This window comes from Rhodanobacteraceae bacterium (assembly GCA_024234055.1).
Taxonomy (GTDB): Bacteria; Pseudomonadota; Gammaproteobacteria; order Xanthomonadales; family SZUA-5; genus JADKFD01.
This window is the reverse complement of the sequence record JACKOW010000005.1, coordinates 79505-102853: the sequence shown is the minus strand read 5'-3', so window position 1 is coordinate 102853 and position 23349 is coordinate 79505. Positions and strand designations below refer to the sequence as shown.

13 protein-coding genes are annotated in these 23349 nt (G+C 63.8%); 7 read left to right on the top strand and 6 right to left on the bottom strand.

From position 1 onward, the window contains the following. Positions 1 to 164 precede the first annotated feature (164 nt). Positions 165 to 2312 carry a peptidyl-dipeptidase Dcp gene (gene dcp / locus H7A19_10960; GenBank protein MCP5475344.1) on the top strand — a complete coding sequence of 716 codons (2148 nt, stop codon included), beginning with the start codon at positions 165 to 167 and terminating at the stop codon, positions 2310 to 2312. Between the two features lie 317 nt (positions 2313 to 2629). Here the strand turns inward: dcp and H7A19_10955 are convergent, their stop codons facing one another. Next, on the bottom strand, positions 2630 to 3145 hold the full coding sequence (locus H7A19_10955) for a hypothetical protein (protein MCP5475343.1): 516 nt from the start codon (positions 3143 to 3145) through the stop codon (positions 2630 to 2632). A gap of 445 nt (positions 3146 to 3590) precedes the next feature. Here H7A19_10955 and H7A19_10950 point away from each other — a divergent pair, with 445 nt between their 5' ends. Next, entirely contained in the window at positions 3591 to 4775 is a 1185-nt protein-coding gene (locus H7A19_10950) for an acetyl-CoA C-acyltransferase family protein (protein MCP5475342.1), read from the top strand. Between the two features lie 49 nt (positions 4776 to 4824). Here the strand turns inward: H7A19_10950 and H7A19_10945 are convergent, their stop codons facing one another. Both H7A19_10945 and H7A19_10940 read right to left on the bottom strand, forming a co-directional pair. Next, on the bottom strand, positions 4825 to 5310 hold the full coding sequence (locus tag H7A19_10945) for a hypothetical protein (GenBank protein MCP5475341.1): 486 nt from the start codon (positions 5308 to 5310) through the stop codon (positions 4825 to 4827). Between the two features lie 303 nt (positions 5311 to 5613). Further along, positions 5614 to 6219 carry a YiiX family permuted papain-like enzyme gene (locus H7A19_10940; GenBank protein ID MCP5475340.1) on the bottom strand — a complete coding sequence of 202 codons (606 nt, stop codon included), beginning with the start codon at positions 6217 to 6219 and terminating at the stop codon, positions 5614 to 5616. Positions 6220 to 6407: 188 nt separating this feature from the next. Between H7A19_10940 and H7A19_10935 the strand changes: the two genes are divergently transcribed. The 4 genes from H7A19_10935 to fusA all read left to right on the top strand — a co-directional run bounded on the left by H7A19_10935 (position 6408) and on the right by fusA (position 15305). Next, positions 6408 to 8480, top strand: coding sequence for a DUF3857 domain-containing protein (locus H7A19_10935; protein ID MCP5475339.1), 2073 nt, complete (start codon positions 6408 to 6410; stop codon positions 8478 to 8480). Beyond that, a complete protein-coding gene (locus H7A19_10930) occupies positions 8470 to 10788 on the top strand; it encodes a sel1 repeat family protein (GenBank protein MCP5475338.1) in 2319 nt (772 codons plus the stop codon). Before H7A19_10935 ends, H7A19_10930 begins: the two co-directional genes overlap by 11 nt. A gap of 156 nt (positions 10789 to 10944) precedes the next feature. Next, positions 10945 to 12309 carry a sodium-dependent transporter gene (locus H7A19_10925; GenBank protein ID MCP5475337.1) on the top strand — a complete coding sequence of 455 codons (1365 nt, stop codon included), beginning with the start codon at positions 10945 to 10947 and terminating at the stop codon, positions 12307 to 12309. An 863-nt stretch (positions 12310 to 13172) separates the two neighbouring features. Continuing rightward, positions 13173 to 15305 carry an elongation factor G gene (gene fusA / locus H7A19_10920; protein MCP5475336.1) on the top strand — a complete coding sequence of 711 codons (2133 nt, stop codon included), beginning with the start codon at positions 13173 to 13175 and terminating at the stop codon, positions 15303 to 15305. Positions 15306 to 15392: 87 nt separating this feature from the next. Here fusA and H7A19_10915 read toward each other — a convergent pair whose 3' ends face one another. After that, positions 15393 to 18785, bottom strand: coding sequence for a DEAD/DEAH box helicase (locus H7A19_10915; GenBank protein ID MCP5475335.1), 3393 nt, complete (start codon positions 18783 to 18785; stop codon positions 15393 to 15395). A 171-nt stretch (positions 18786 to 18956) separates the two neighbouring features. Between H7A19_10915 and H7A19_10910 the strand changes: the two genes are divergently transcribed. Continuing rightward, entirely contained in the window at positions 18957 to 19814 is an 858-nt protein-coding gene (locus tag H7A19_10910) for a bile acid:sodium symporter family protein (GenBank protein MCP5475334.1), read from the top strand. Between the two features lie 34 nt (positions 19815 to 19848). Here H7A19_10910 and H7A19_10905 read toward each other — a convergent pair whose 3' ends face one another. Beyond that, the gene (locus H7A19_10905; GenBank protein ID MCP5475333.1) at positions 19849 to 22596 is read right to left on the bottom strand and encodes a CHAT domain-containing protein; all 2748 of its coding nucleotides are present in this window, start codon (positions 22594 to 22596) and stop codon (positions 19849 to 19851) included. A gap of 263 nt (positions 22597 to 22859) precedes the next feature. Next, positions 22860 to 23321 carry a hypothetical protein gene (locus tag H7A19_10900; GenBank protein ID MCP5475332.1) on the bottom strand — a complete coding sequence of 154 codons (462 nt, stop codon included), beginning with the start codon at positions 23319 to 23321 and terminating at the stop codon, positions 22860 to 22862. Between the last annotated feature and the right edge of the window lie 28 nt (positions 23322 to 23349).

Here is a 23349-nt window from a genome sequence, read left to right as displayed (position 1 = left end):
CGGCTCGATTCCGCGAAATCCAACGCACCAAACTGACTTCCGCAGACCCTGGCGGACCGCGCCCAGACGGCTCGCTAATCCGGGATTTACACATGGATTGCGCCTTGGCGCTAAAGTGGCGCGTTTACTTTTGCACCCATCGCTGTACCTGCCGGAGTCTCTCCATGACGCGAACTTTTGCGCTCGCTGCCAGCATGCTCATGCTGGCCGCCTGCAACCAGACGCCTTCCGAACCCACCCCAACGGCCGAGTCCAAACCTGCTGCCATGCCCGCGCCCGCTGCCAATCCGCTGCTCACCGCCAGCACGCTGCCCTACCAGGCGCCGCCCTTTGACTTGATCAAGGATGAGCACTATCTGCCGGCCTTCGAGCAGGGCATGAGTGAGCAGCTGGCCCAGATCGCGAAGATCGCCGACAGCGCCGAGCCGCCGACCTTCGAGAACACCGTCGAGGCCATGGAGCGCACCGGAGAGACGCTCAATCGCGTGCGCCGGATCTTCCAGGGTCTGGTCCAGGCCGACACCAACGATGCCCGCAAGGCGATTCAGGAAGAGATCAATCCCAAGCTTGCCGCGCATCAGGACGAGATCCTGCTGAACGCCAAGCTCTTCGCCCGGGTCAAGGCCGTCTACGATGCCCGCGAGTCGCTGACTGATCCCGAGCAGAAGCGTCTGGTCGAAGTCGATTACGACCGTTTCATACGCGCCGGCGCCAATCTGTCCGAGACGGAAAAGGACATGATGCGCAAGTTCAATGTCGAAGAGACCACGCTGTCGACCAAGTTCCATACCCAGCTGGTGGCGGCCACCGCGGCTGCTGCTGTGGTGGTGGATGATGTCGCGCAGCTCGATGGCTTGTCCGAGGGCGAAATCGCCGCAGCGGCCGCCGCCGCCAAGGCCCGCGACATGGACGGCAAATGGCTGCTGTCGCTGCAGAACACCACCACGCAGCCGGTGCTGGCTTCATTGAAGAACCGTGAGCTGCGCGCTCGGGTGCTCAAGGCTTCGGAAACCCGCACCGAACAATCCGATGACAACGATACCCGCGCGGCGGTCCAGCGCCTGGCGCAGCTGCGCGCGGAGAAGGCCAAGCTCCTGGGCTTTGCCACCTTTGCCGACTACCAGCTCGGCGATCAGATGGCCAAGACGCCGGACATGGCGCTGAAACTGCTGACCGACACCGTGCCTGCCGCAACGGCACGGGCGCTGCGGGAAGCGGCCGACATCCAGAAGATCATCGATGACCAGAAGGGAGGGTTCACACTCACGGCGTCCGACTGGGACTTCTATGCCGAGCAGGTACGCAAGGCCAAGTACGATCTGGACGAGTCCGAGATCAAGCCCTATTTCGAGATGAACAACGTGCTGGAAAACGGCGTGTTCTACGCCGCCACCCAGATGTACGGCATCACCTTCAAGGAACGCAAGGACATCCCGACCTACCACGCCGACATGCGTGTTTTCGAGGTGTTCAATGCTGACGGCAGTCCGCTGGCCTTGTTCTACACCGACTACTTCAAGCGCGACAGCAAGTCCGGTGGCGCCTGGATGGATGTGTTCGTGGAGCAGGATGCACTGGCCGGCACGCTGCCGGTGGTTTACAACGTCTGCAATTTCACCAAGCCGGCCGAGGGTCAGCCGGCGCTGATCAGCTTCGACGACGTCACCACCATGTTCCACGAATTCGGCCATGCCCTGCATGGCATGTTCTCGAACGCCAAGTATCCGTCGATTGCCGGTACCAACACCTCGCGTGACTTCGTCGAGTTCCCCTCGCAGTTCAACGAGCACTGGGCGACCGAGCCGACGGTGTTCGCCAACTACGCCAAGCACTACCAGACGGGCGAACCCATGCCGCAGGCGCTGGTCGACAAGATGGTGGCTGCAGGCAAGTTCAACGGCGGCTATGCCACCACCGAATATCTGGCCGCTGCGCTGCTCGACATGGCCTGGCACACGCTGCCGGCCGATGCGCCGCTGCAGGATGTGAATGCCTTCGAGGCGGATGCGCTCAAGAAGTTCAAGGTCGATCTGGCGCAGGTGCCGCCGCGCTACCGCACCACCTATTTCGACCATGTCTGGGGCGGCGGCTACTCGGCCGGCTACTACGCCTACTTCTGGTCGGACGTGCTCAATCACGATGCGTACGCGTGGTTCAAGGAACACGGCGGCATGACCCGCGAGAACGGTCAGATCTTCCGCGATCAGATCCTTTCGCGCGGCAACACCGTCGAACTGGCCACGCTCTACCGCGAGTTCCGCGGCAAGGACCCGAGTGTCGAGCCGCTGCTGGAGAATCGCGGTCTGAAGTAGGGCCGGCGCGTGTCTGGCTACAGCTGAACAAAGGACGGCCTTCGGGCCGTTCTTTTTTTTTTGCCGCGAACCCGGTGGCTGCAGGCCTGTAGCGGCAGGCCGTGAAACCAGGCTGTGGGAGCGGCTTCAGCCGCGATTCGGACGGTGGAGAACGAACCCCGCTGAGCCGCTGCGCGGCACAACGGGCTACGAAAGCTCTTCTGGCCCGAACTGCGCGCGGCGGTGTCCGGGCGGTGACGCGGAAGAGCCCCGCTGAGCCGCTGCGCGGCACAACGGGCTACGATCAGGCGGTCTGGAGAGCCCGCCGTCCTGACGAGTCAGCGGGAATCCGCTCCCGCACCCCGCCGACGAGCGATGAGCTGCTCGATCTTCGCCGCATTCTCGCTGCCGACGATGGCCACCAACTGCTGGCGTCGCTGCTCGATCAAGTGCTGATTCTCGGCCCGAATGCGCTCGCCACGCGTGCGCAGTTCCGACACCTGGGCCGCGCTCAGGCCCAGCACTTCCTGCAGCCGGGACAGGCGTTCCTCGCCCGCATCCTTTCCCCGCGGCAGGCGCAGCTCGCGGTTGACCATCAGCTCCGCCAGCCTGGCCTTCTGTGATTCGCTCAGCACTGCCAGCAATTCCGGGCGCAGGGCATCCATGCGCTGTCGTCGCTGCAACTGGGTGTCGGTGATGAAGTGCGCGAGTTGCTGCACCTGGGTGTCGTCCAGCTGCAGCCAGCGGCCGGCGCGCTCGGCGCGGGTGACGGCGTCGGTGGGATGAGCCAGCAGCGGACCGCTGGCCATGGCCGCGGTGATCAGCAGTGTCAGGGGTTTGAGCCAGCTACGCATGTCTTTCTCCTTGCCTTGGGTGATCGGAACGATCCGGTTGATCTGAAGAACGCGACAAGGAAACTCGGGTTGACCCGGATGCGCTGCGGTTCCCGGATCGCGGCTGAAGCCGCTCTCACCAAACATGCCGCCAATACCTGAATTGAGGGCACGAGGGCGAGAGGGCACGAGGGCACGCTAGATCAAGAGCTCGCCGTGAGGCTGCCCTTGCGTGCCCTCGTGCCCTCGCGCCCTCCGATGTTTGATGCGCGAGTAAGCGCACCGCCAGGGGCGACCGGGACTCTCACAGAATGCAGGACCGGCTCGCGCTGTTCTCTGCGCCCTCCGCGTCTCTGCGTGAGCTCGCTCTTTCCGACACCAACAACCAGCAACCAGCTCTTCGGCAAGCATCGCCGATTGGCGTTATCGTGCTCACCCTGATTCTTCGGCACGGGATGGATTGGCAATGACGACTAGAGACGTGGTGATTCTGGGCGCGGCGCGCTCGCCGATCGGCAGTTTTGGCGGTGGCCTCGCCGACTTCGAGCCACATGAGCTGGCGGGCACGGTGATGAAGGAGGCGGTGGCGCGTTCCGGCGTTGACCCCCAGGCCATCCACTACGTGACGGTCGGCAACTGCATCCCGACCGGGCCGCGTTATGCGTACGTGGCGCGGGTGGCCGCGATCCAGGCCGGATTGCCGATGGATTCGGTGGCCATGGCGGTCAATCGCCTGTGTTCCTCCGGCCTGCAGGGCATCGTCACCACGGCGCAGAACATTCTGCTGGGGGATTGCGATTACGGCATCGGTGGCGGCGTTGAAGTGATGTCGCGCGGCGGCTACCTGTCCACGGCCATGCGCAGCGGTGCTCGCATGGGCGACACCAAGATGATCGACCTCATGGTCGATGCGCTGACCGATCCCTTTGGCGTCGGCCACATGGGCATCACCGCCGAGAATCTGGTGGCCAAGTGGAACATCAGTCGCGAGGAGCAGGACGCTCTGGCGGTGGAATCCCATCGACGGGCGGCAGCGGCCATCGCCGAAGGTCGTTTCAAGGATCAGATCGTCCCCATCGTCAAGCAGACCCGCAAGGGCGAGGTGACCATCGATACCGACGAGCACGTGCGCCCCGACACCACGCTGGAAACCCTGGCCAAGATGAAGCCGGCTTTCAAGAAGGATGGTTCGGTGACCGCCGGCAACGCCTCCGGCATCAACGACGGCGCCGCCTTCGTGGTGCTGGCCAATGCCGCCCACGCCGCAAACTCTGGCCACAAGCCGCTGGCACGCCTGGTGTCCTACGCGGTGGCCGGTGTGCCCAACGAGATCATGGGCGAAGGCCCGATCCCGGCCTCGAAGCTGGCACTGAAGAAGGCCGGCATGAGCCTGGATCAGATGGACGTGATCGAATCCAACGAAGCCTTCGCTGCCCAGGCTATCGCCGTGTCCCGCGGTCTGGGACTGGATCCGGTCAAGACCAATCCCAACGGCGGCGCCATCGCGCTCGGCCATCCGATCGGCTGCTCCGGCGCCTTCCTCGCCATCAAGGCCATCTACGAGCTGCACCGCAGCGGCGGTCGCCATGCACTGGTGACCATGTGCATCGGCGGCGGCCAGGGCATAGCGGCGGTGTTTGAGCGGCTCTGAGGGGGGAGGCCGACGGTGCGCGCCAGTGCACACCGTCGACGCTCTTGCGCTATTTCATCTGCATGTGATTGCGAATGCAGTGCCTGAAGGAATCCACGGCACCGTCGAATGCGTTAGTTGCAGACGTGCACGCTTGAGCGGGTTGCCCTGGGTTGCAGGAGTTGCTGACCAAGGTCGCCGCCGTGGTCACATTGCTCGCTTCCGTGGCACAGGCAGCCGCACGGGTGACAGGTTGCCGGTCCGAGTCGCTATCAGAGTCTGCGCCAAGCAGCATGAAATCGATGTTTGCAAGTGTGCCCGGATCGGCGCCAATGGCGAATGAAAAGCGCTTGTCAGCGTCCGGAGCCGACAGTCGCGTGAGATTGGCCTGACCGCTGCGCAGATCCACTCGCAGGATGAATTCTGAACTGCTGGTCGTCAGAAAGCCGCGATCAATGGTGGTCTGTGCGGCGAGGCTGGTTTCAAGGGATCCCGCCGATGCGCCGGACGCGCCGAATAGGGCGAGTGCGGCGGCGATAATGGCTAGTTTCTGCATGTTGAAGTCCTGATGACTGGTTTGGAGAGAATCGCCCTGGCGATTCGTACTTGCTGCGGCGTTACTGTCGGCAACAATATCGATCGGAGGGGGATTGCAGCGCTATGCAAAGTGGGATCGCGTCGGCCTGATCGGGATGCGTTCAGGCTCCGGCCGCGGCCGCTGGCGCGAATACCTCAGGCGAACGATCCGATCTACCGCGCGCCGGAACCGCGCTACCTCACACACGAACTTGTGGCACAGGCGCAGTTCGGGCCGAAACCCATGCCTCGGCAGGACTCGGCAAGGTTGTCGTGCACGGGCTCAGTTCCTTTCCACCTCGATCAATAGCGGCGAGGCGAACATCGCCGCGGGCGAAATGACGTCTTCTTCCATCGGGATCTGGTCGCCGTAGCGCTCTTTCAGCTTGGCCTGGACGGCAGCGTCGCTCAAGTCAAAGTCCTTGAGTTTCTGCAGCTCGCCGATGCGCAGTCCCAGCGCGCGCTGGTAGGCCTTCCACACCAGCTCCGAGCAATAGATGCGTTCATCGGACCAGCCGAAGGCGGCGTCGTAGCGCCGTCCCTGCAGGCGCAGCGCCTCGCTGCGCAACTTTTGGCGCACTTGCGCGGTCAACAACGCATCGGCGGCGCGAAGGCGCTTGACCACATAGTGACCCTCATCGCCACGCGCTATCCACTGCGCCAGCGGCGTCCACTGCACGGTCTTGCCGGCCTCCAGCACAAAGGCCTTGCCCTCGCGATGCAGCACCATTCCCATGTGGCTGTAGCGCGAATGGGTGGCGCGCTGAATGGCCTGCGACTGTGCCGAGCGCGAGGTATGGAAGATCAGGTCGCCATCCTGCGGCAGATAGTCGCTGGCCTGCCCGCAAGAGGCGCAGAGCAGGACGGCCAGCAAGACCAGGATTCTCATTGCGGTACTCCCCCATGCGTGCTGCGATCGAGTCTGATCTGGCGCAGATGAATCTCAGCCATGCATGGGCGCAGGCCCCAACTCAATCGACTCGGCACAACGAGTCGCCAGGCAGCTGTCAGAAGGACCCTCTTTCAACTATGCTCGCGACCCGATTATTGTTACCAACTGTAGCGCGGAGCGTTTTCATGCCCAGTTCCCACAAGTTTCCGGTCTGGCCCAGTCTGCTGCTCTGGATGCTGCTGCCAGCGGCCGTCGCGTTTGCTGCGGAAAGCGCTCCACCGCTGCCGAGCATCAGCGAACTCAGCCCCTTGCCGGATTTCGTGGATGCATCCAGCGTGCCGGAGCAATGGCCCGCGTCTTTCGATGTTGATTCCGACTCCAGTTGGCGCTATTGGCTGATCGACACCCAGGTCGATCGACGCACTTCAGATGACACGATCTATGTCGATCTGGCCTTCGAGCCGATGACCGCCGAGCGCCTGGGTGATGCGGGTCGATTCGAAATCGGTTTTCGCAGTGAGTACCAGTCGCTGCAGCTGCACCAGATTGCGGTGCGGCGTGCGGGCCGCTGGGCCGACCGTTTCCGCCCTGAGGGCGTGGAGCTGACCCGGCGCCAGGCCGAATTCGAATCCGATCTCAGCGACAGCAGCGTGTCGGCGCTGCTGGTGATCGATGACGTTCGCGTAGGTGACGTGGTTCGCATCAGCTACAGCGTGCACGGCAGCAATCCGGTACTGGCTGGGCATTCACACCATCAATTTTCCTTTGGCAGCGAGTTTCCGCAACTGCATCGCAAGGCTCGGGTCCTGTTTGCCAAGGATGCCAAGGTCAACGCGCAAAGCTTCAACGAGCCGCCGAAGGCGACGCTGAAGCGCAGGAGCGGCCATCTTGAATGGCGCGCCGAGGCGAAGGCGCTGCCCGGTGTGCGCAGAGAGCAGGACTTGCCTTCCTGGTATGTCGATCGTCCCGCCTGGGCCGTTTCCAAAGACCAGAGCTGGGCACAGATCGTGGATTGGGCCTTGCCGCTCTACCTCACGACCGCTGATCTCCCCGATGAACTGGCGCAGGAGTTGCCGCAGAAACGACTGCTGACCGAGGCAGAGCGGGCCTCATGGGCCTTGCAACGGGTGCAGGACGACGTGCGCTATTTCGCCACCGTACTGGGCGACAGCTCGCATCGCCCGAATCCGCCGGCCTTGACCTGGCAACGCCGTTACGGCGACTGCAAGGACAAGGCACAGCTGTTGACCACGCTGTTGCGAGCCCTCGACATCGAGGCAATGCCGGCGCTGGTTTCGGTGGGCAATGGCCCCAATCTTGATCGCTTGCCACCTGCGGCCACGGCTTTCGATCATGTCATCGTGACGGCCATTGTCGATGGCGAGCGCCTGTGGCTGGATCCAACCTTGGTCTGGCAGCGCGGCCATGTTCGTGATCGCCGGGCGGGTCTGGAAGGCCATGCCCTGATCATTGACGTCGGACAGAAGGATCTGACGGCCATGCCTGCGGCCGATCCGGCCCAATACAGGATTGCCGTGAGCGAACGCTACAGCGTCGCCGATGAAGATCGGCAAACGGTCGCGCTGACCGTGGAAACACGGCGCAGCGGTGATGCTGCCAACGAGTTCCGGCGTGCGCTGGCGGGTAGCACCAGCAAGGAGATCCAGCGCAAGTATGCGGAGTTCTACCGGCGTCATTTCGGCAAGCTGCGCACCACCGCTGAGCTCGGAATCGCCGACGACGTTGATGCCAACGAGATCGTCGTCTCGGAGCACTACGAATTGCAGGACCCGTGGACTCGCGGGGACTTGCAGCTACTGCTGGTACCCACAGCAGCCGAGGCTGCTGCGCAACTGGTGCGTCCCGGCCAGTTGGAGCGCGCCGGACCCTTCATCGCGACCGCCCCAGCCAGCATCGACTACGAGGCCAGAATCGAGTTGCCAGAGTCCTGGCAAGACGGTGCCAGCGAACTCGACGAGAGCGTCGATTCGCCGGCCTTTCGCTGGCGTTCGTGGCGCAAGTCTGAAGCGGACGGACTCGCGCTCGGTCATCATTTCGAGAGCCTGCAGACCATCCTGCCGGCTGCTGACATCGACCAGCACTTGGCAGCCATCGAACGTGCCGAGCATCTCAGTCAGCAGGGCTTGCGCGTGCTGATGCCGGCGCAGCAGAGAATTCAGGATCGAGAGGCACGCTTGCGCGCCATCCTCAAGAGCGCCCGCTCGCGGGCACAAGGCGGAGAAGTTCATGAGCAATAAGCTCCTTGCCGGCATCGCACTGTGGTGCCTGTTGATGACCACCGCGGTCACGGCGACGGCCAAAGAATCCGACACCAAGCCAGCTTCCGGCCGCGGCGAGGTCGGTTCACCCTTTGGTATACCCGGCCAGCAGGCGACTGACGACGTCTGGAAGCAGTTTCTCGCCGGCTCCGATCTGACCCGCGCCGGTAACGCCCTGCGCTTCCTCAACGAACTGTTCGACGAGACCGGCGAGTTGGATCCGGCCTTGTGCAAGTCCAGAGAACAGGAAATCCGCGAAGCCCTGGCAGAGATTCCGGTCAGCGCCGGCATGTGGTTCTACGGTGGGCGCTGCGCCGAGCTCAACGGCGATTCCGAACTGGCCGCGCAGTCGGAAGCGGTGCTGGCAGCGCTGCTGGAGAACGCCCTCGGCCAACGCATCATGGCAAGCTATTCGCGCCCGATTCCGGTACTGGGCGAAAACGACATCTACGCCATCCTTGAACTCAGCGGCGAAACGGTGTTGGCACAGGCTTACGAAGTGCCGGTAACCGGGCGCTACATGCGTCTGATCGTCAGCACGCTGGACGAGGACAGCAAGCGCCAGCAGTCCATGTATTTCGATTTTCTCGACAACTTCGTGCAGCTGGCGCGTGATACGCCCGAGCTCCGGATGCCCTCCGGCCGACGCCAGTTCGCCTTGGAACTGCTGCGTGGACTGGACCAGAGTGAAGCGGCAATCGTAGCGAGAGACGCGTGGGAGGCCTTGTTGAAGGATTCCGTGGACGGACGCCTGGAGGCGGTCCGGGCGCTGGCGAAGAAGGAAGACGGTCATCGGCTCTGGGTTGGCTTGATCTGCGTCACCGTGGAGGCTTTCGATTGCGCCGCAGAAGGCGTTGAGCTGCTCTTGCCTTATGCCGAGGCAGGTCTTGCTGATGCTTATGTCGTGCTCGCTGTGGCCTACGCCGAAGGGCGTGGTGTGGAGCGCGATGACGAAGCCGCTCTGGCGATGCTGGCCGAGGCGAACAGAGCGCTCGGGCCACCCCAAGCCGAAGTGTCGCTGCAAGTCCTGCTCAAATCGATCAACGGAAAGACCCAATTGCACCCATTGGTGGCGGAGACACTGCGTGAGGCTGCGGCCGCAGGCAATCCGCTCGCCAGCGTGCCGGTGGCGCTCAGCACCGGAGATTGGACGCAGGATCAGATTCCGCAGGAGGCCTTGCCCTTCTTGCGGGTCGCCGCGGACGGTGGTGCGACCGTTGCCCTGGGATTGGCTGGCCGCGTACATGTGGAAGCGGGTCGGGCTGACGTGGGCCTGCCGATGCTGCGTAGGGCTGCCGATGCAGGCGATCAACTCTCGGCCCTGTTTCTGGGGCTGGCCTATCTGCGGGGCGAGCTGCTCGAGGCGGACGTCGAGCAGGCGCGCCACTGGCTGAGAATCGGCGCCGAAGCTGGAGAGGTGAGGTCGATGAGGGTGCTCGCGCTCGACTACGGAAGGCAAGGGGGCGCCGAGAATAATCAGCTGGCAGACTCCTGGTTCAGCGAAGCGGTATTGCTCGGCGACGAACAGGCCAGCGTGCTGATGGCGCGTTTTCTGCTCAGCGAACCTGAGGGCGTGGAAGATGCGCCGAAACGGGCACGGATTCTGTTGGAGGCGCTGATTGCGGAACACGACTCGGATGAGGCGCGTTTTGATCTGGGTAGTTGGAAGTTGCAGCCGGGGAGCCCCGTGTATGCGCCGGAGCAGGGCCTCGCGCTGGTGCGCGAAGCCGGCGAGAACGGTCACCAGATGGCGCGCATGTTCTATGCGGCCGGGGGTCTGACTGCTCCCTCGCCCGAGATCGATGTCGAGCTGGCCCAACGCTGGTTGGAGCAGGGGATCGAGAACAAGGATCCCGAGATCGCAGTTCCACTGTCCGCCGTATTGATCAATGCCAAGCCCGAATATCGTGATGTCCCTCGTGGATTGGCACTGCTCGATCATTGGTGGCAGGAAGAGCAGAATGCGTCCGCGCTCAACGAACTGGCATGGCTGCGCTGTACCAGCGTCGATCCCGAGGTCTTCAGCCGCGAACAGTCTGAGGTGTTGGGCCCGGCGCTGGCCAAAGTCGCGACCGACAGGCTTGATTGGCTGGATACAGTCGCTGCCTGCCAGGCAGCTGCAGGCGACTTTGAACTGGCTGTTGCCACTCAGCGGGAAGTGATTGCCGAGGTGGAGGCCAGAGCTGGCCCCGACAATCCGACCGTGAAGTCCATGAAAGCGCGATTGCAACGCTATCAGGAAGGCAAGCGTGCCGAGGAACGGATCAAGGCCTCTGTCGGCGACTAGCCCGCTGATCGTGCGCCAGTTTCATTGCCGGCCGGTTGCTCTTGCCGGAACCGCTGATGTCGGCACAGCCAGGCGGCAGTCGTTCGTGCCGGACGCCTCCCCGTCCGCGTCCAACTGTCCTATTGTCCTTCCCCTGTATCGGGGAGGGAGAGAGACATGGCAGCGGGCGTATCTCAGCACGGCATGTGGTCATCGAAACTGGGTTTCGTGTTGGCCGCGGTGGGCTCGGCCGTGGGGCTGGGCAATATCTGGCGCTTTTCCTATGTGACCGCAGAGAACGGCGGCGGCGCCTTTGTCCTGGTTTATCTGCTCGCGGTGCTATCGGTGGGTCTGCCGCTGATGATTGCCGAGGTGATGATCGGTCGCGCTGGGCGCGAGAGTCCGATCAACACGCTGATCGATCTGGCGCGAGAGTCGAGGGCCAGTCCGGCCTGGTCGCTGATCGGTTGGTCCGGGATCGTGGCTGGATTGTTGATCCTGTCCTTCTATTGCGTGATCGCCGGCTGGACCCTGAGCTACACCGTCACCTATGCCCAGGCGGTGTTCAGTACCACGCCCGCGATCAGTGACCCGGGGGCTCACTTCGGGGCGCTGACCAGCAGCACCTCAAGTCTGCTGTTCTGGCACTTCGTGTTCATCGTGCTGACCATCGGCGTGGTAGCCCGCGGCGTCGAGAAGGGTATCGAGGCGGCGGTGCGCTTCATGATTCCCTCGCTGTTCCTGATTCTGGTCAGCCTGGTGATCTATGGCGCCACCACCGGGCACTTCAGTGCGGCCCTGACGTACATGTTCGCGCCGGATTTCTCCAAGGTCACGGGCAGCACGCTGGTAGCCGCGCTCGGCCAGGCCTTCTTCTCGCTGAGTCTGGGCATGGCCGGCATGATGGCTTATGGCGCCTATGTGCCCGACAAGGCTTCGATTCCGCGTCTGGCCGGGATCATCTGCATCGCCGACACCGGCGTCGCGCTGCTGGCCGGCATGGCCATCTTTCCGCTGGTCTTCGCTTTCTCGCTGGATCCGCACACCGCTGGCCCTGGGCTGGTCTTCGTGGCCCTGCCCAGCGCCTTCGCGCAGATGCAGTTCGGCAATGTCTACGGACTGGCCTTCTTCGTGCTGCTGGCTTTTGCCGCCTGGAGTTCGACCATTTCCATCCTCGAGGGCGGCACCGCCTATCTGGTCGAGCGCGGACTCAGTCGCTGGCTGGCGGCGACGCTGCTCGGCGGCTTCGCCGGCACGGTCGGCATCGGCAGCGTGCTCAGCTTCACCGTGTGGTCAGAAGTGCGGCTGGCCGATCGCAACATCCTCGATTTCACCAACTTCATTGCCAGTGATCTGATGCTGCCGCTGGGTGGATTGGCCATTGCCACCTTTGCCGGCTGGGTGCTGGCCGAGCCGTTGCGGCGCAAGCAGCTCGCTGATATCAGCGACACCACCTACGCCATCTGGAAAGCGCTCTGCCGCTACGTGGCGCCGGTTCTGATTGCGCTGGTGTTCGCGAGCGGGCTGGGCTTGTTCGGGTAGCGCTCGAGAGGACGAGAGGGCTCTCTCCATGAACCCATATCGCAAGTTGTTGATGCGTCATTGCGAGGAGCGCAGCGACAAAGCAATCCAGGGTAGCGCCGCACATCCCTGGATTGCTTCGCTACGCTCTCCATGAACCCATATTGCAAGTCTTTGATTTTCTTGGTCCACTTGTAGGAGCGCCCTTGCGGCGCGACCGCTGCTTCGGACGTGCGGCTGGCCGGTCGCGACGCGAGGTCGCTCCTACAGGCGGGTTTGTGGTTCATGGCCCGTGCGCAGTGTCGGGCCGAAACAGGTCGCTCGCAATGACGTCGGGGATTCAGGGCCTGTAGGCAGTGTCATGTCGATGCACGGGCTCGCATCGGCGCCGGCTCTTGTGGGTCCAGACTTGTCTGGACGCTCCTGGCGATGGGCTGGAGAAGCGTCCAGACAAGTCCGGACCTACCAAAGTACGACGCTCGTAGCCGTGCCCTGAACCCCTTGCAGCGACAACCGACAACCGACCGCGGACAGCACCCAGTGCCAGGCCGGCCATTTTCAGCCATAATGTACAGGTTTCGTGCGGGCTCGTTCAGCTGGGTGCGCCGACATCAGATGGCAGGGTGCTTGTTCAGCTTCATAAAGCACTGAGGAATCAAGCTAGCTTTTTGGTGAATAATGCGCGGCCGCTCGCGCTGGCGTCCGTTTGTCGCGCGAGCAAGACCCGTTTGCCTCCTGAGGTGCCGGTCAACACCGGAACCGCAGCTGAGTGCGAAGCAGTACCGTGCGAGCCAGTAGGCTCGCCCAGAAATTTCCGAGAGATCGGCGCTCTACCCGGGCGTGGCTTTTTCGGGCCGATTCACTACACGTCAAGAGATCAAAACATGGCCAGGCAGAGAGAGCTCGCGCTGTATCGCAACATCGGCATCATTGCCCACATCGACGCGGGCAAGACCACCACGACCGAGCGCGTGCTGTACTACACCGGTAAGAAGCACCAGATCATCGACGTCCATGACACCAAGGACGGCAAGAGCAGCACCACCACCGATTATCTGGAGCAGGAAAAGAAGCGCGGCATCACCATCCAGAGCGCCGCCGTCTCGACCGAGTGGAAGGGTTACCACGTCAACGTCATTGACACCCCGGGACACGTCGACTTCACCATCGAGGTGAATCGTTCCTTGCGCGTGCTCGACGGCGCCGTGGTGGTCTTCGATGGAGTCGCCGGTGTCGAGCCGCAGACCGAGACCAACTGGCGTCTGGCCGACCAGTACAACGTGCCGCGCATGTGCTACGTCAACAAGATGGATCGCATTGGCGCCAACTTCGAACACTGCGTCAAGGGTATCCGCGAGCGCCTGGGTGCCACCGTCGTGTTGTGCCAGGTGCCGCTGGGCAGCCAGGACGAGTTCGTCGGCATGGTCGATCTGGTCGCTGGCGCCGCCTACCTCTGGCACTCGAACGACAAGGACAGCCAGTGGGAGATCATTCCGCTGGATCAAGTGCGTTCGCGCTTGAAGTTCACCGTCACCCGCGATGACGCGTACCTCGACAATCTGCAGAAGCTGCGCGAGGAAATGATCGAAACCGCGCTGGCCGTGGACGATGATGCCTTCATGCACTACGTCGAGACTGGTGAGTTCGATCAGGCCAAGCTGAAGGAATGCATCCGCAAGGGTACCGTGGCCGGCAAGCTGGTGCCGGTGCTGTGCGGTTCCTCCTTCAAGAACAAGGGCGTGCAGCAGCTGCTCGACGCGGTCATTGACTATCTGCCGTACCCCGGCGAGAACGGCGGTATCTCGATGGTGGACGCCGACGGCAACGTCATCGGCAAGCAGGAAGTCCGTGACGACGCGCCGGCTCGTGCGCTGGCCTTCAAGGTCATCAACGACCAGTTCGGTACGCTCACCTTCACCCGCGTGTATTCGGGCGTGATCAAGAAGGGCGACACCCTGATGAACGTCACGCGTGGCAAGAAAGAGCGCGTGGGTCGTATCGTCGAAGTTCAGGCCAATGCGACGAAGGACATCGACGAAGTCCGCGCCGGTGACATCTGCGCCTTCGTCTCGATGAAGGAAACCGAAACCGGTGACTCACTGACCGATCCGGCCCATCCGGTGCTGCTGGAGCGCATGCGCTTCCCGGATCCGGTGATCAGTGTCTCGGTGGAAGCCAAGACCCGTGACGACATCGACAAGATGTCGGCCGCGCTCTACAAGATGGCCAAGGCCGATCCCTCGCTGCGTCTGAATGTGGATCCGGAAACCGGCGAAACCGTGCTGCGCGGCATGGGCGAACTGCATCTGGAAATCACCATCGACCGCATGCGCACCGAACTCGGCGTGGATGCCAACATGGGCAAGCCCAAGGTCAGCTTCCGCGAAGCCTTCGGCAAGCCGGTCGAGCACATCTACACCCACAAGAAGCAGACCGGTGGTTCCGGTCAGTTCGCGGAAGTGAAGATGATCTTCGAGCCGGGCGAGCCGGGCAGCGGTGTGGTCTTCGTCGACGAAATCGTCGGTGGTCGCATCCCGCGCGAGTACATCCCTTCGGTCGAGTTCGCGATCAAGGCCGAGTCGAAGTCGGGCCAGATCGCCGGCTACGAAGTGCTGGACTTCAAGGCCCGCCTGATCGACGGCAAGTACCATGACGTCGACTCCTCGGCGCTGGCCTTCGAAATCGCCGGCCGCCACTGCTTCCGCGAAGCCCACAAGATGAGCAAGCCGAAGCTGCTGGAGCCGATGATGCGCATCGAAGTCGTGACCGAAGCCGAGTTCCTCGGTGACGTCATTGGCGACATGAACCGTCGTCGCGGTCAGGTCACCGACCAGGGCACCAAGGGTACGGCTGCCTTCGTCCACGGCTTCGTGCCGCTGGCCGAGATGTTCGGCTACATCAACTACCTGCGCTCGGCCACCCGCGGTCGCGGCACCTTCAGCATGGAGTTCAACAACTACACTGAAGTGCCGGCCGGCATGGTCGACAAGCTGATGGAGAAGGAAGCCAAGGCCTGATCAGGCCTGGGCAGCCCGGCGCAAGCCGGGCATTGAGAAAGGCCGGGGAAACCCGGCCTTTTTTTGGCTGAGTCAGACTCAGAGCGCTCAGATCCCGCCGCCCAGCAGCTCCTCGACGGTCTGCTCGTCAAACTGCAGCTGCGTCGAACTGCCGCCGTCGAGAATGGCACTGGCCAAGTCGGCCTTGCGGGCCTGCAGGGTGATGATCTTGTCCTCTACGGTATCGCTGCAGACCAGCTTGTAGACGAACACCCGCTTGTCCTGACCGATGCGATGGGCCCGGTCGGTGGCCTGGTTCTCCACGGCGGGATTCCACCACGGATCGTAGTGGATCACGGTGTCGGCGGCGGTGAGGTTGAGCCCGACGCCGCCGGCCTTCAGGCTGATCAGCATCAGTGGCACGGCCTCGCTCTGGAAAGCGGCAACGGGCGCAGCGCGGTCTGCCGTGCTGCCGTCGAGGCGCACAAAAGCGAGCGAACGTGCTCTCAGCTCCAACTCGATCAGATCCAGCATCTGGGTGAACTGCGAGAACAGCAGCACCCGTCGACCCTCGTCGAGCAGAGGTTCCAGCAATTCCATCAGGGCATCGCGCTTGGCGCTGGCGCGCACCCGTGATGCGGCGGGCAGCTTGACCAGACGCGGGTCGCAACACACCTGGCGCAGCTTCAGCAGTGCATCCAGGATGATGATGCTGCTCTGGCCCACGCCGCGGCTGCGGATGGCCTTGCGTACCTTGTCGTGCATCGCCAGGCGCAGCGATTCGTAGAGTTCGCGCTGGCCGTCCTGCAGTTCGACGCGGTGGACGATCTCGGTCTTCGGGGGTAGTTCCTGCGCCACCTGCTGCTTGTTTCGACGCAGCAGGAAGGGTCGCAGGCGCCGGCCCAGGCGCGCCTGGGCATCGGCATCCTGGTGCTTTTCGATGGGTGTGCGGAAGTGCGAGGTAAACTGTCGGCGTTCGCCCAGCAATCCGGGCAGTACCAGATCCACCTGCGACCAGAGCTCGCCCAGATGGTTTTCCAGCGGCGTGCCGGTCATGACCAGACGCCGACGCGCGTGCAGCCGGCGCGCACATTGCGCGGCCTTGGCGGCCGGGTTCTTCAACGCCTGGGCCTCGTCGAAAACCACCAGATCGAAGGGTATCGCCGCCAGTTCGTCGAAATCGCGCGACAGCAGCGCATAAGTGGTGAGAATCAGATCATGCTCGGCACTGCGCACGAATTCGGATCTGCGGTCGTTGCCGTGCAGGGTCAGCACGCGCAGCTCAGGCGCGAATCGCGCCGCCTCGGCCTGCCAATTGGGTATCAGTGAGGTCGGCATCACTACCAGTACCGGCGCCTTGATGCGCCCCATGGCGCGTTCGCTGAGCACATGGGCGAGCACCTGCACGGTCTTGCCCAGGCCCATGTCGTCGGCCAACACGCCGCCGAGCTGATGGCAGCCGAGGAAATCCAGCCAGGTAATGCCGTCCAGCTGGTAGTCGCGCAGCACGGCCTTGAGACCTGCAGGTGCCGCAAGGCGGGTAGAGGGGCGATCCGCCTGCAGCGCCGATCCCAGTCGCTTCAGCGTGTCCGCGGCTCTCACGTTCAGCGCCAGCTCGTCGTAGGCGTGCACCAGATCAGCCCGCAGCGCCGGCAGCTTCAATGACTTGCTGCTGCCAAGCTGCGCCAGCCATTCGAGGATGGGTGCCATCAGCGTGCGCACCTTGCTCAGCGGCAGGCGCACCCGGCGCCTATCGTCGATCGGTGCCAGCCAGGTGGCATCAGCGGCTTCGCCAGGCGGCGGTGTCAGCGCCAGCGATTTCGAGGCCAGCGCCTTGACTAGTATCGGCAACAGCGAAACCCGCTCCTCGCCGATGCGGATGCCCAGTTCCAGATCGAACCAGGGGCTGCCTTCGGTCGATTCCAGATCGGCGTACCACTCGTCGGGTTCGGGTTCCAGTCGCAGAGGAAAACCCGCGTCCAGTTCGACTTCAATGCCGGCCTTGCGCAAGGGCTCCAGCAAGTTCAGCCAGACCTCGGGCGTAGCGGGCGATTGCGCCGGCATCCACCAGGGTTGCGGCGTGTAATAGCGCTCGCGTACCGGAACCAGGCCCACCAGGCGCAGCTGCTTCTGCCAGCGGTCCTCTGCGCCCCAGTCCCTTTGCCCGCGGGTGTGGACCGAACCGTCGGCGTGCGATACATCGGTCCTGAGGTAGTCATGTTCAACCCAGATGTCGCCATAGCGATAACTGAGCGCGGCAAATCGTGCTTCGGTAGCGGACTCGGACAGGTGATCGACAGGCTTCAGCAGCTTCAATCGCGCGCCTGTCAGCGCTCCCAGCGGCCGGGCTTCGATGGCGACTGGCATCGGGAAATCGGGCAGGGAGCGCAAGCGGTCGCCTAGCCGCCGCATCACCGCTGGCCGCAAGGGCGGAGCTCGTCGGAGGCGTTCCAGTTCGACGACGGTCAAACCCGTGACCGGGCCGATTTCTCCGCTGCCGCTGTCGACGTACCAGAGACGGTCGATGGCGACGATCTCCGCCGGCGGCGCGATCTGCGCCTGCAGCTGTTGGGAGCCATCGGGGCGAACGGCCCAGCCAGGAGCGGCCTGGCGCGCTGCGCCCGGGCGCAGCGCCAGACCATTGATGAGCGAGACGCCGCGTTCCAGCAGGCCTTCGAGGGTTTGTTCGCCGTGAGTCCCCAACAACACCCGATCCTCGCTGTACTGCTGCACCCGCTGACAGGTCAGTACCTGCATCAGCAGCGTCCTGTCCGCCGGCGCGATCTGTTTCCAGGGATCAGCGCCGCCGCCAAGGAGATTGGGCAGAAAGGCAAAGGCAGGGGTCTTGCCGCGGCCATCCGGGCGACGTGCCAGGATCTGAACCTGCAGATGCGGCCCCTTGCATTGGAGCCGGAACTGCAACTCCTGATAACTGGCCGGCGGTTGCGCCGGCGGCAGTTCCAGGCGATCCAGCCATTGCGTCCACGCGCGCAGATTGCCCAGATCCTGGGCGTCGAGGTCCGAGTCGGCAGAGGAAGTATCCGCAGGGGGCTGCGCCAGTACTTCGGCGAGGGTGTAGCCCAGTGCTCCGGCCTCCCGTTCCAGCTGCTGGATGAGTGCCCGCCGCTGCGCCGAGTTGGCCATCGACGGCGGGGGCAGTGGCAGATGCGCGTCAGCATCATTGAGGTCTTCGGCGGGGCCAAGAACCTCCAGCAATACGGCAGCCGCGTGCTTGCAGGCATAGCCCACGGGACAGGCGCAGCTGAAATCCAGCTGCGGGTCGTCGCCGGGGTCGATCAGTTCGATTCGGGTGCGATAGCTGGAATAGCGATCGGCTTGTGAGCGCACGGTAGCCTTGATCTGGATGGCACCCGTTCGCTTGATACGGGTCACCGATTCGATGTCCACGCAGCCGGACTGATGTAATTGCCCGGCCCGTCGCTGCGCATTCGCGGTGAACATCAAAGTCCAGTCGCGCGCCCGCAAGGCTTGGGCAACCACGCCCAGCAAGTCCTGCCTGTTGTCCGTATAGAGGTTCCCCGCCACGCCCGTTGCTCTTGTGTTCCGGTCCGACGAGGATAGGCGACCGGGCCGGCCTTTTCCGGCTGGACGCGTCCGAGCCGGAGTCGGCCTGGATCTGACGGCATCCTTGTTACCGGTAGACTTGCTGGCATGGAAGCCAGCCTCGTCACCAATCTGTTTCTGCCCCTGGCCCTCGCCGTCATCATGTTCGGTCTGGGCCTGCATCTGCACACGGCGGATTTCTTGCGCGTGCTGCAGATGCCGCGCACGGTGTTGATCGGCCTCGGCGTGCAGATGCTGGTGCTGCCGCCGATCGCCTTCGTGCTCTGCCTGATCTTCAGCCTGCCGCCGCTGCTGGCGGTGGGCCTGATGCTGCTGGTGGCCTCGCCCGGCGGGGCGACCGCCAATGTCTTCAGCCACCTGGCCCGCGGCGATGTGGCGCTGAACATCACCCTGACCGCGATCAACAGCCTGCTGATCCTGCTCACCCTGCCGCTGGTGGTGCAGTTGTCGATGGCGTATTTCCTCGGTGATCAGGCCAGCGTGCCGGCACCGGTGCAGAAGATCGTGGAGGTCGCTTCCATCATCCTGTTGCCGGTTGCGCTCGGCATGTGGCTGCGGCGCTCGCGCTCGCAGCTGGCAGACCGAATCGAGGGCGTTGTCCAGCCGCTGTCGGTACTGATCCTCGTGCTGCTGATCGTGCTCACCGCGCACAAGGAATGGGCGCTGCTGCGCGCCAACTGGCTGCAGGTCGGCAGCGTCTGTCTGGCGCTCAATGTGCTCAGTCTGGTGATCGGCTACAGCACCGCCCGCCTGTCCCGCCTGCCCGCCCGCCAGGCCATCGCCATCGCGTTCGAGATCGGCATCCACAACAGCGCCCTGGCGATCTTCATCGCACTCAATGTGCTGGAACTGCCAGCCACCTCGATACCCGCCGCCATCTACAGCCTACTGATGTACTTCACCGCGGGCCTCGCGGCGTGGTGGTTTCGGCGCACGCACAACTGAGGCGGCATTGGAGATCGCATCAAGGGCCCGTTGCTCATCTCGACGCCGCCAGAGCCTGATAGTGCCCCAGCGAAGCCCAGTAGTAGGGATGCCGAAAGTGCCGTGAGCGCCGCAATGCCAGTTGGGCGGCGCGCAGCGCGGCAGCGCTGGTGTCTGGTCGCTCAGGGTCAAGGTGGGAATAGAACGCCGGAACCCAGGTGCCGGCCGCGGCGTCACTGACCGGCCAGGTTGCTGCGACCACCTGATCGACACCAGCGTTGGCAAGGGCGCTGGCGAAACTCAGGCTGCCACGATTACCCGTTTCGGAGCCCGCTCCCAACTGGCAGGCGTTCAACACGGCCAACTGTGCCCGCAATGGCTGATCAGCAAGATCGAGCCAGCTGAGAAACTGGGGCTCGCTGGCGTCAGGTCTGGCCGCCAGCCAGACGCCGGCGTAGCCAAGCAAGCCCGGTCGGGCGATACCGTGCGCGGCGAGATGCACGATGGCGCCGGGTGTTTTCAGGGCGTCCATCAACGCCTCCGCTGTGCCCTCGGCGCCGGAACGAGTGGTCAGTTCCAGTGCCGGCATCGACGCTTTGATCAGCTGTGGCTCGTAGGTGGCGGCATAAAGCGGCGCCAGCCCGGCGTAGGCCCCATTGCCAATGTTGGCAGCAACGATGGCATGCAGGCTTGCTCGGAAACGCCGGATCTCGACCGCACCTGCTTCTGGTCCGTCGTGAATGCTGGTGATCCAGCTCAGATTGGTGGTTTCGACCAGCGGCGCCTCTGCGCCGGGCCACGACAGCAGGGCCAGTGGCGTGCCGCTGAGTTGCTCATCGCTGAGTACCCAGAGCGCATCCGGTGGCGCCGTGCCGGGCGCGCCGGTGAGCAGGGCGGCAGACAACTCGCGTGCGCTGGCGACGACTTCGGCAACAGCGGTGCCGGGCGATCGCAAGCGGTCCAGCAATCTGGCGAGCAGATCGCGCTGCACCGACAGAGGTGGCAGCGGCACGGTGTAAGAGCCTTCTCTGGACAGCCACAAGGCAAGGCCCTGGGTGTCGCCACCCAGTAACACCAGCATCCATGTTCCGGGCGCCAGGCGGCCCTGGATGTTCGAGAGGGATGGCAGCTGCGACCCATTCTCGGCAGCCCGCCGGGCAAGTCGCGACAGTATTTCCCGGTTTGCGAGGTCCTCGACCTCGGAATCGTTGCCATCAGCGTCAAGCAGGATGGTGCCGATGGCCGGGGAAGCCAGGCGTTCCGACATCCGGGGTGGAGACTCGCCGGTGTCGGCCTGAAAACGCAGAGGATGCGTGGCCAACGCAAATTCGAGAACGCTCTGCGGGGACTGTCCCGGCTCGCCCTGCCTGGCCTGCAACTGCAGCCAGACGCTGCGCAGGCGCGTCAGACGGCGCTGCGCCGCGTAATGCAATCCCGGGCTGGCCTCGCCGAGCATCTTGGAGAGCTGTTGTGCGAAGGCCAGCAGTTGCTGCTGCGCGAGCTGTGGCTGGGTGACGCCCGCAGCCAGCGCGCGTGCCTCCACCAGGTCAATTGCCTTGTCGAGCGATCCAGGTCTGCAGCTTTCGTCGTCCACCGTCTTCAATGCGCTTGCGGCGTCGCCGATGGCAGTGCGGGCATTGGCGAGCGCTGCGCAGGTGTCGCTGGCGGTGCCCGGATAGCCACGCCGCAGGCCCTCAATGCGCTCGATCACGCGGTGCGGATCGGCGCCCAGTCGCAGCTCAAGCGCGAGTTCGCCGGCCTCGGCAGTCGCGGCTTCCATCGGCATGCGCAGTTGTCCGTAGATCTGGCGGGCAGCTCCGGTCCAGCGCTGAGCCTGCTGCGGACGGTCATTGTCCAGATCGACCGCGGCGAGCACCAGCAGCGTGGAGGCTGTACGCTGTGGTGACTCGGACGCCGGGCTGATCGTCAGCGCCCGCGTCAGTTGTTGGTAGGCTTCCTCATGCATGCCCAGCGCCAGATAGGTCATCGCCAGATTGCGCGCCGCCACGGCCATGTCGCCGCGGAAAGCCGAGCCCTCCAGCACGCTCTGTGCGCGGGCCTGCTCGGACAGTGCCTGAACGTAATGACCGGCCGCGCTCTCGCCACGTGCCCGGGCCAGAGCGATCCGGCTTTGCATCACCGGCGTCAGCGCCGACGCATCGATCTGCGAAATGCTGTGCAGATGAAATTCGAACCATGGCCTGTTGCCGCTCATCAGGGCAGCCAGCGCAAGGTTGAAATGCACGTTGGCGACTTCGCTGCGTTCGCCCAGTTCCTCGAACTCCGGGATCGTGGCCAACAGCAGTTGGCGTGATTCCTCAAGCTGGCCCAGACGCCGCAGCGCGACAGCACGGGTGACCTGAGAGCGAGTGGCGTAGGCGACGTTTCCGGCCTTGGCATTGTCGATCGCCGCCCGGTCGGCAACACGTTCCGCATCCGCGATCTCGCCCGCCTTCAGTAACTGCTCGGCCAGGCCCAGCTCCGCTGCGGCTGCGCGGTCGCCCACTCCCAGACGACTCCAGCGCTGGACCAGATCGCGATAGCGCTGCGCCGATACCCGGTGCATGCCGGCATTGGCCGCAAGTTGCGCCAGTTCGTGCGTGGCTGCGGCAGCGCAATGGCCGTCGCCGAATGCGATCTCTTGCAGTTCGGATGCCGCGGGGGCTGCCTGGTCAGCCGTCAGCTCGACAAGGCAGCGTTGGTCGGCGCTGAGCTCCGACTCGCAGAGCAATTCCACCCGCAGCGGCGCCACCTGAGCGCGTTGGCTACGCAGGCGTATCCGATCTCCTGCTTGCAGCCTCACCCAGGCTTCCCCGAGCTTGGGTGGCCTCAACTTGACCGCCTTCCATTGCTCAGACTCCCCCGCAGCAAAGACCAGATCCACGCCCAGTTCGCGGACACGGAGCACACCAGCCGAAGTGGCCGAAATCTCGGCAATCTGCTGGAGCTCAAGCCGATCAACCCAAGCCGGGCTTCCGCATTGAACGGCTCTCTGCTGAGCCTGCGCAGCGCCCCACGAGGGCATTGCTGCGCACAACAGGGCGCAGGCAGCGAGCATGCGCTTCACTAGGGTTCTTCGCCGCTGCCTTCGTCGTCCTGCAGGATCTTTCTGTCAGAGCATGGTCCATCGTGGCTGATCTGGCCGGGCAACCATGGCAATTCATTGGCGTGACTGCTGCCAGGGAGAAAGACCTCCAGATGGATCTTTCGCTTTCCTGTTCTCTCAGAGGGTGCAGCGCAGAGGAATACAAAGACGAGCGAGTCCCCTGAGCCGTGGCCATACATCCAATGGTGTTGGCGATTGAGGTTTCCCAAAACCAGATTGATCACCTGGGGATGCGAGCCACCCGACAGCCGCAAGATGGCAGCGTCGGGGAGTCGGGGGTCCGGGACGATCTCGATAGCGCCGCCTGCCTTGAAGTGCCCTTTGGACGAGTCACGCAAGATGTCGTACTTGCCGCACAGTGCCTCGCGATTGGTCAGGCATACGCACAGGTTCGCTCCTCGGCAGAACTCCATTGGATTCATTGGAACTCACTCCGCTCTAACGGAAGGG

Bases quoted from the DNA above. Each gene is read 5' to 3' on its own strand.
- H7A19_10935 (MCP5475339.1), top strand. From the start codon at position 6,408: ATGCCCAGTTCCCACAAGTTTCCGGTCTGGCCCAGTCTGCTGCTCTGG.
- H7A19_10930 (MCP5475338.1), top strand. From the start codon at position 8,470: ATGAGCAATAAGCTCCTTGCCGGCATCGCACTGTGGTGCCTGTTGATG.
- H7A19_10945 (MCP5475341.1), bottom strand. From the start codon at position 5,310: ATGCAGAAACTAGCCATTATCGCCGCCGCACTCGCCCTATTCGGCGCG.
- H7A19_10940 (MCP5475340.1), bottom strand. From the start codon at position 6,219: ATGAGAATCCTGGTCTTGCTGGCCGTCCTGCTCTGCGCCTCTTGCGGG.
- H7A19_10955 (MCP5475343.1), bottom strand. From the start codon at position 3,145: ATGCGTAGCTGGCTCAAACCCCTGACACTGCTGATCACCGCGGCCATG.
- dcp (MCP5475344.1), top strand. From the start codon at position 165: ATGACGCGAACTTTTGCGCTCGCTGCCAGCATGCTCATGCTGGCCGCC.
- H7A19_10925 (MCP5475337.1), top strand. From the start codon at position 10,945: ATGGCAGCGGGCGTATCTCAGCACGGCATGTGGTCATCGAAACTGGGT.
- H7A19_10950 (MCP5475342.1), top strand. From the start codon at position 3,591: ATGACGACTAGAGACGTGGTGATTCTGGGCGCGGCGCGCTCGCCGATC.
- H7A19_10910 (MCP5475334.1), top strand. From the start codon at position 18,957: ATGGAAGCCAGCCTCGTCACCAATCTGTTTCTGCCCCTGGCCCTCGCC.
- fusA (MCP5475336.1), top strand. From the start codon at position 13,173: ATGGCCAGGCAGAGAGAGCTCGCGCTGTATCGCAACATCGGCATCATT.
- H7A19_10900 (MCP5475332.1), bottom strand. From the start codon at position 23,321: ATGAATCCAATGGAGTTCTGCCGAGGAGCGAACCTGTGCGTATGCCTG.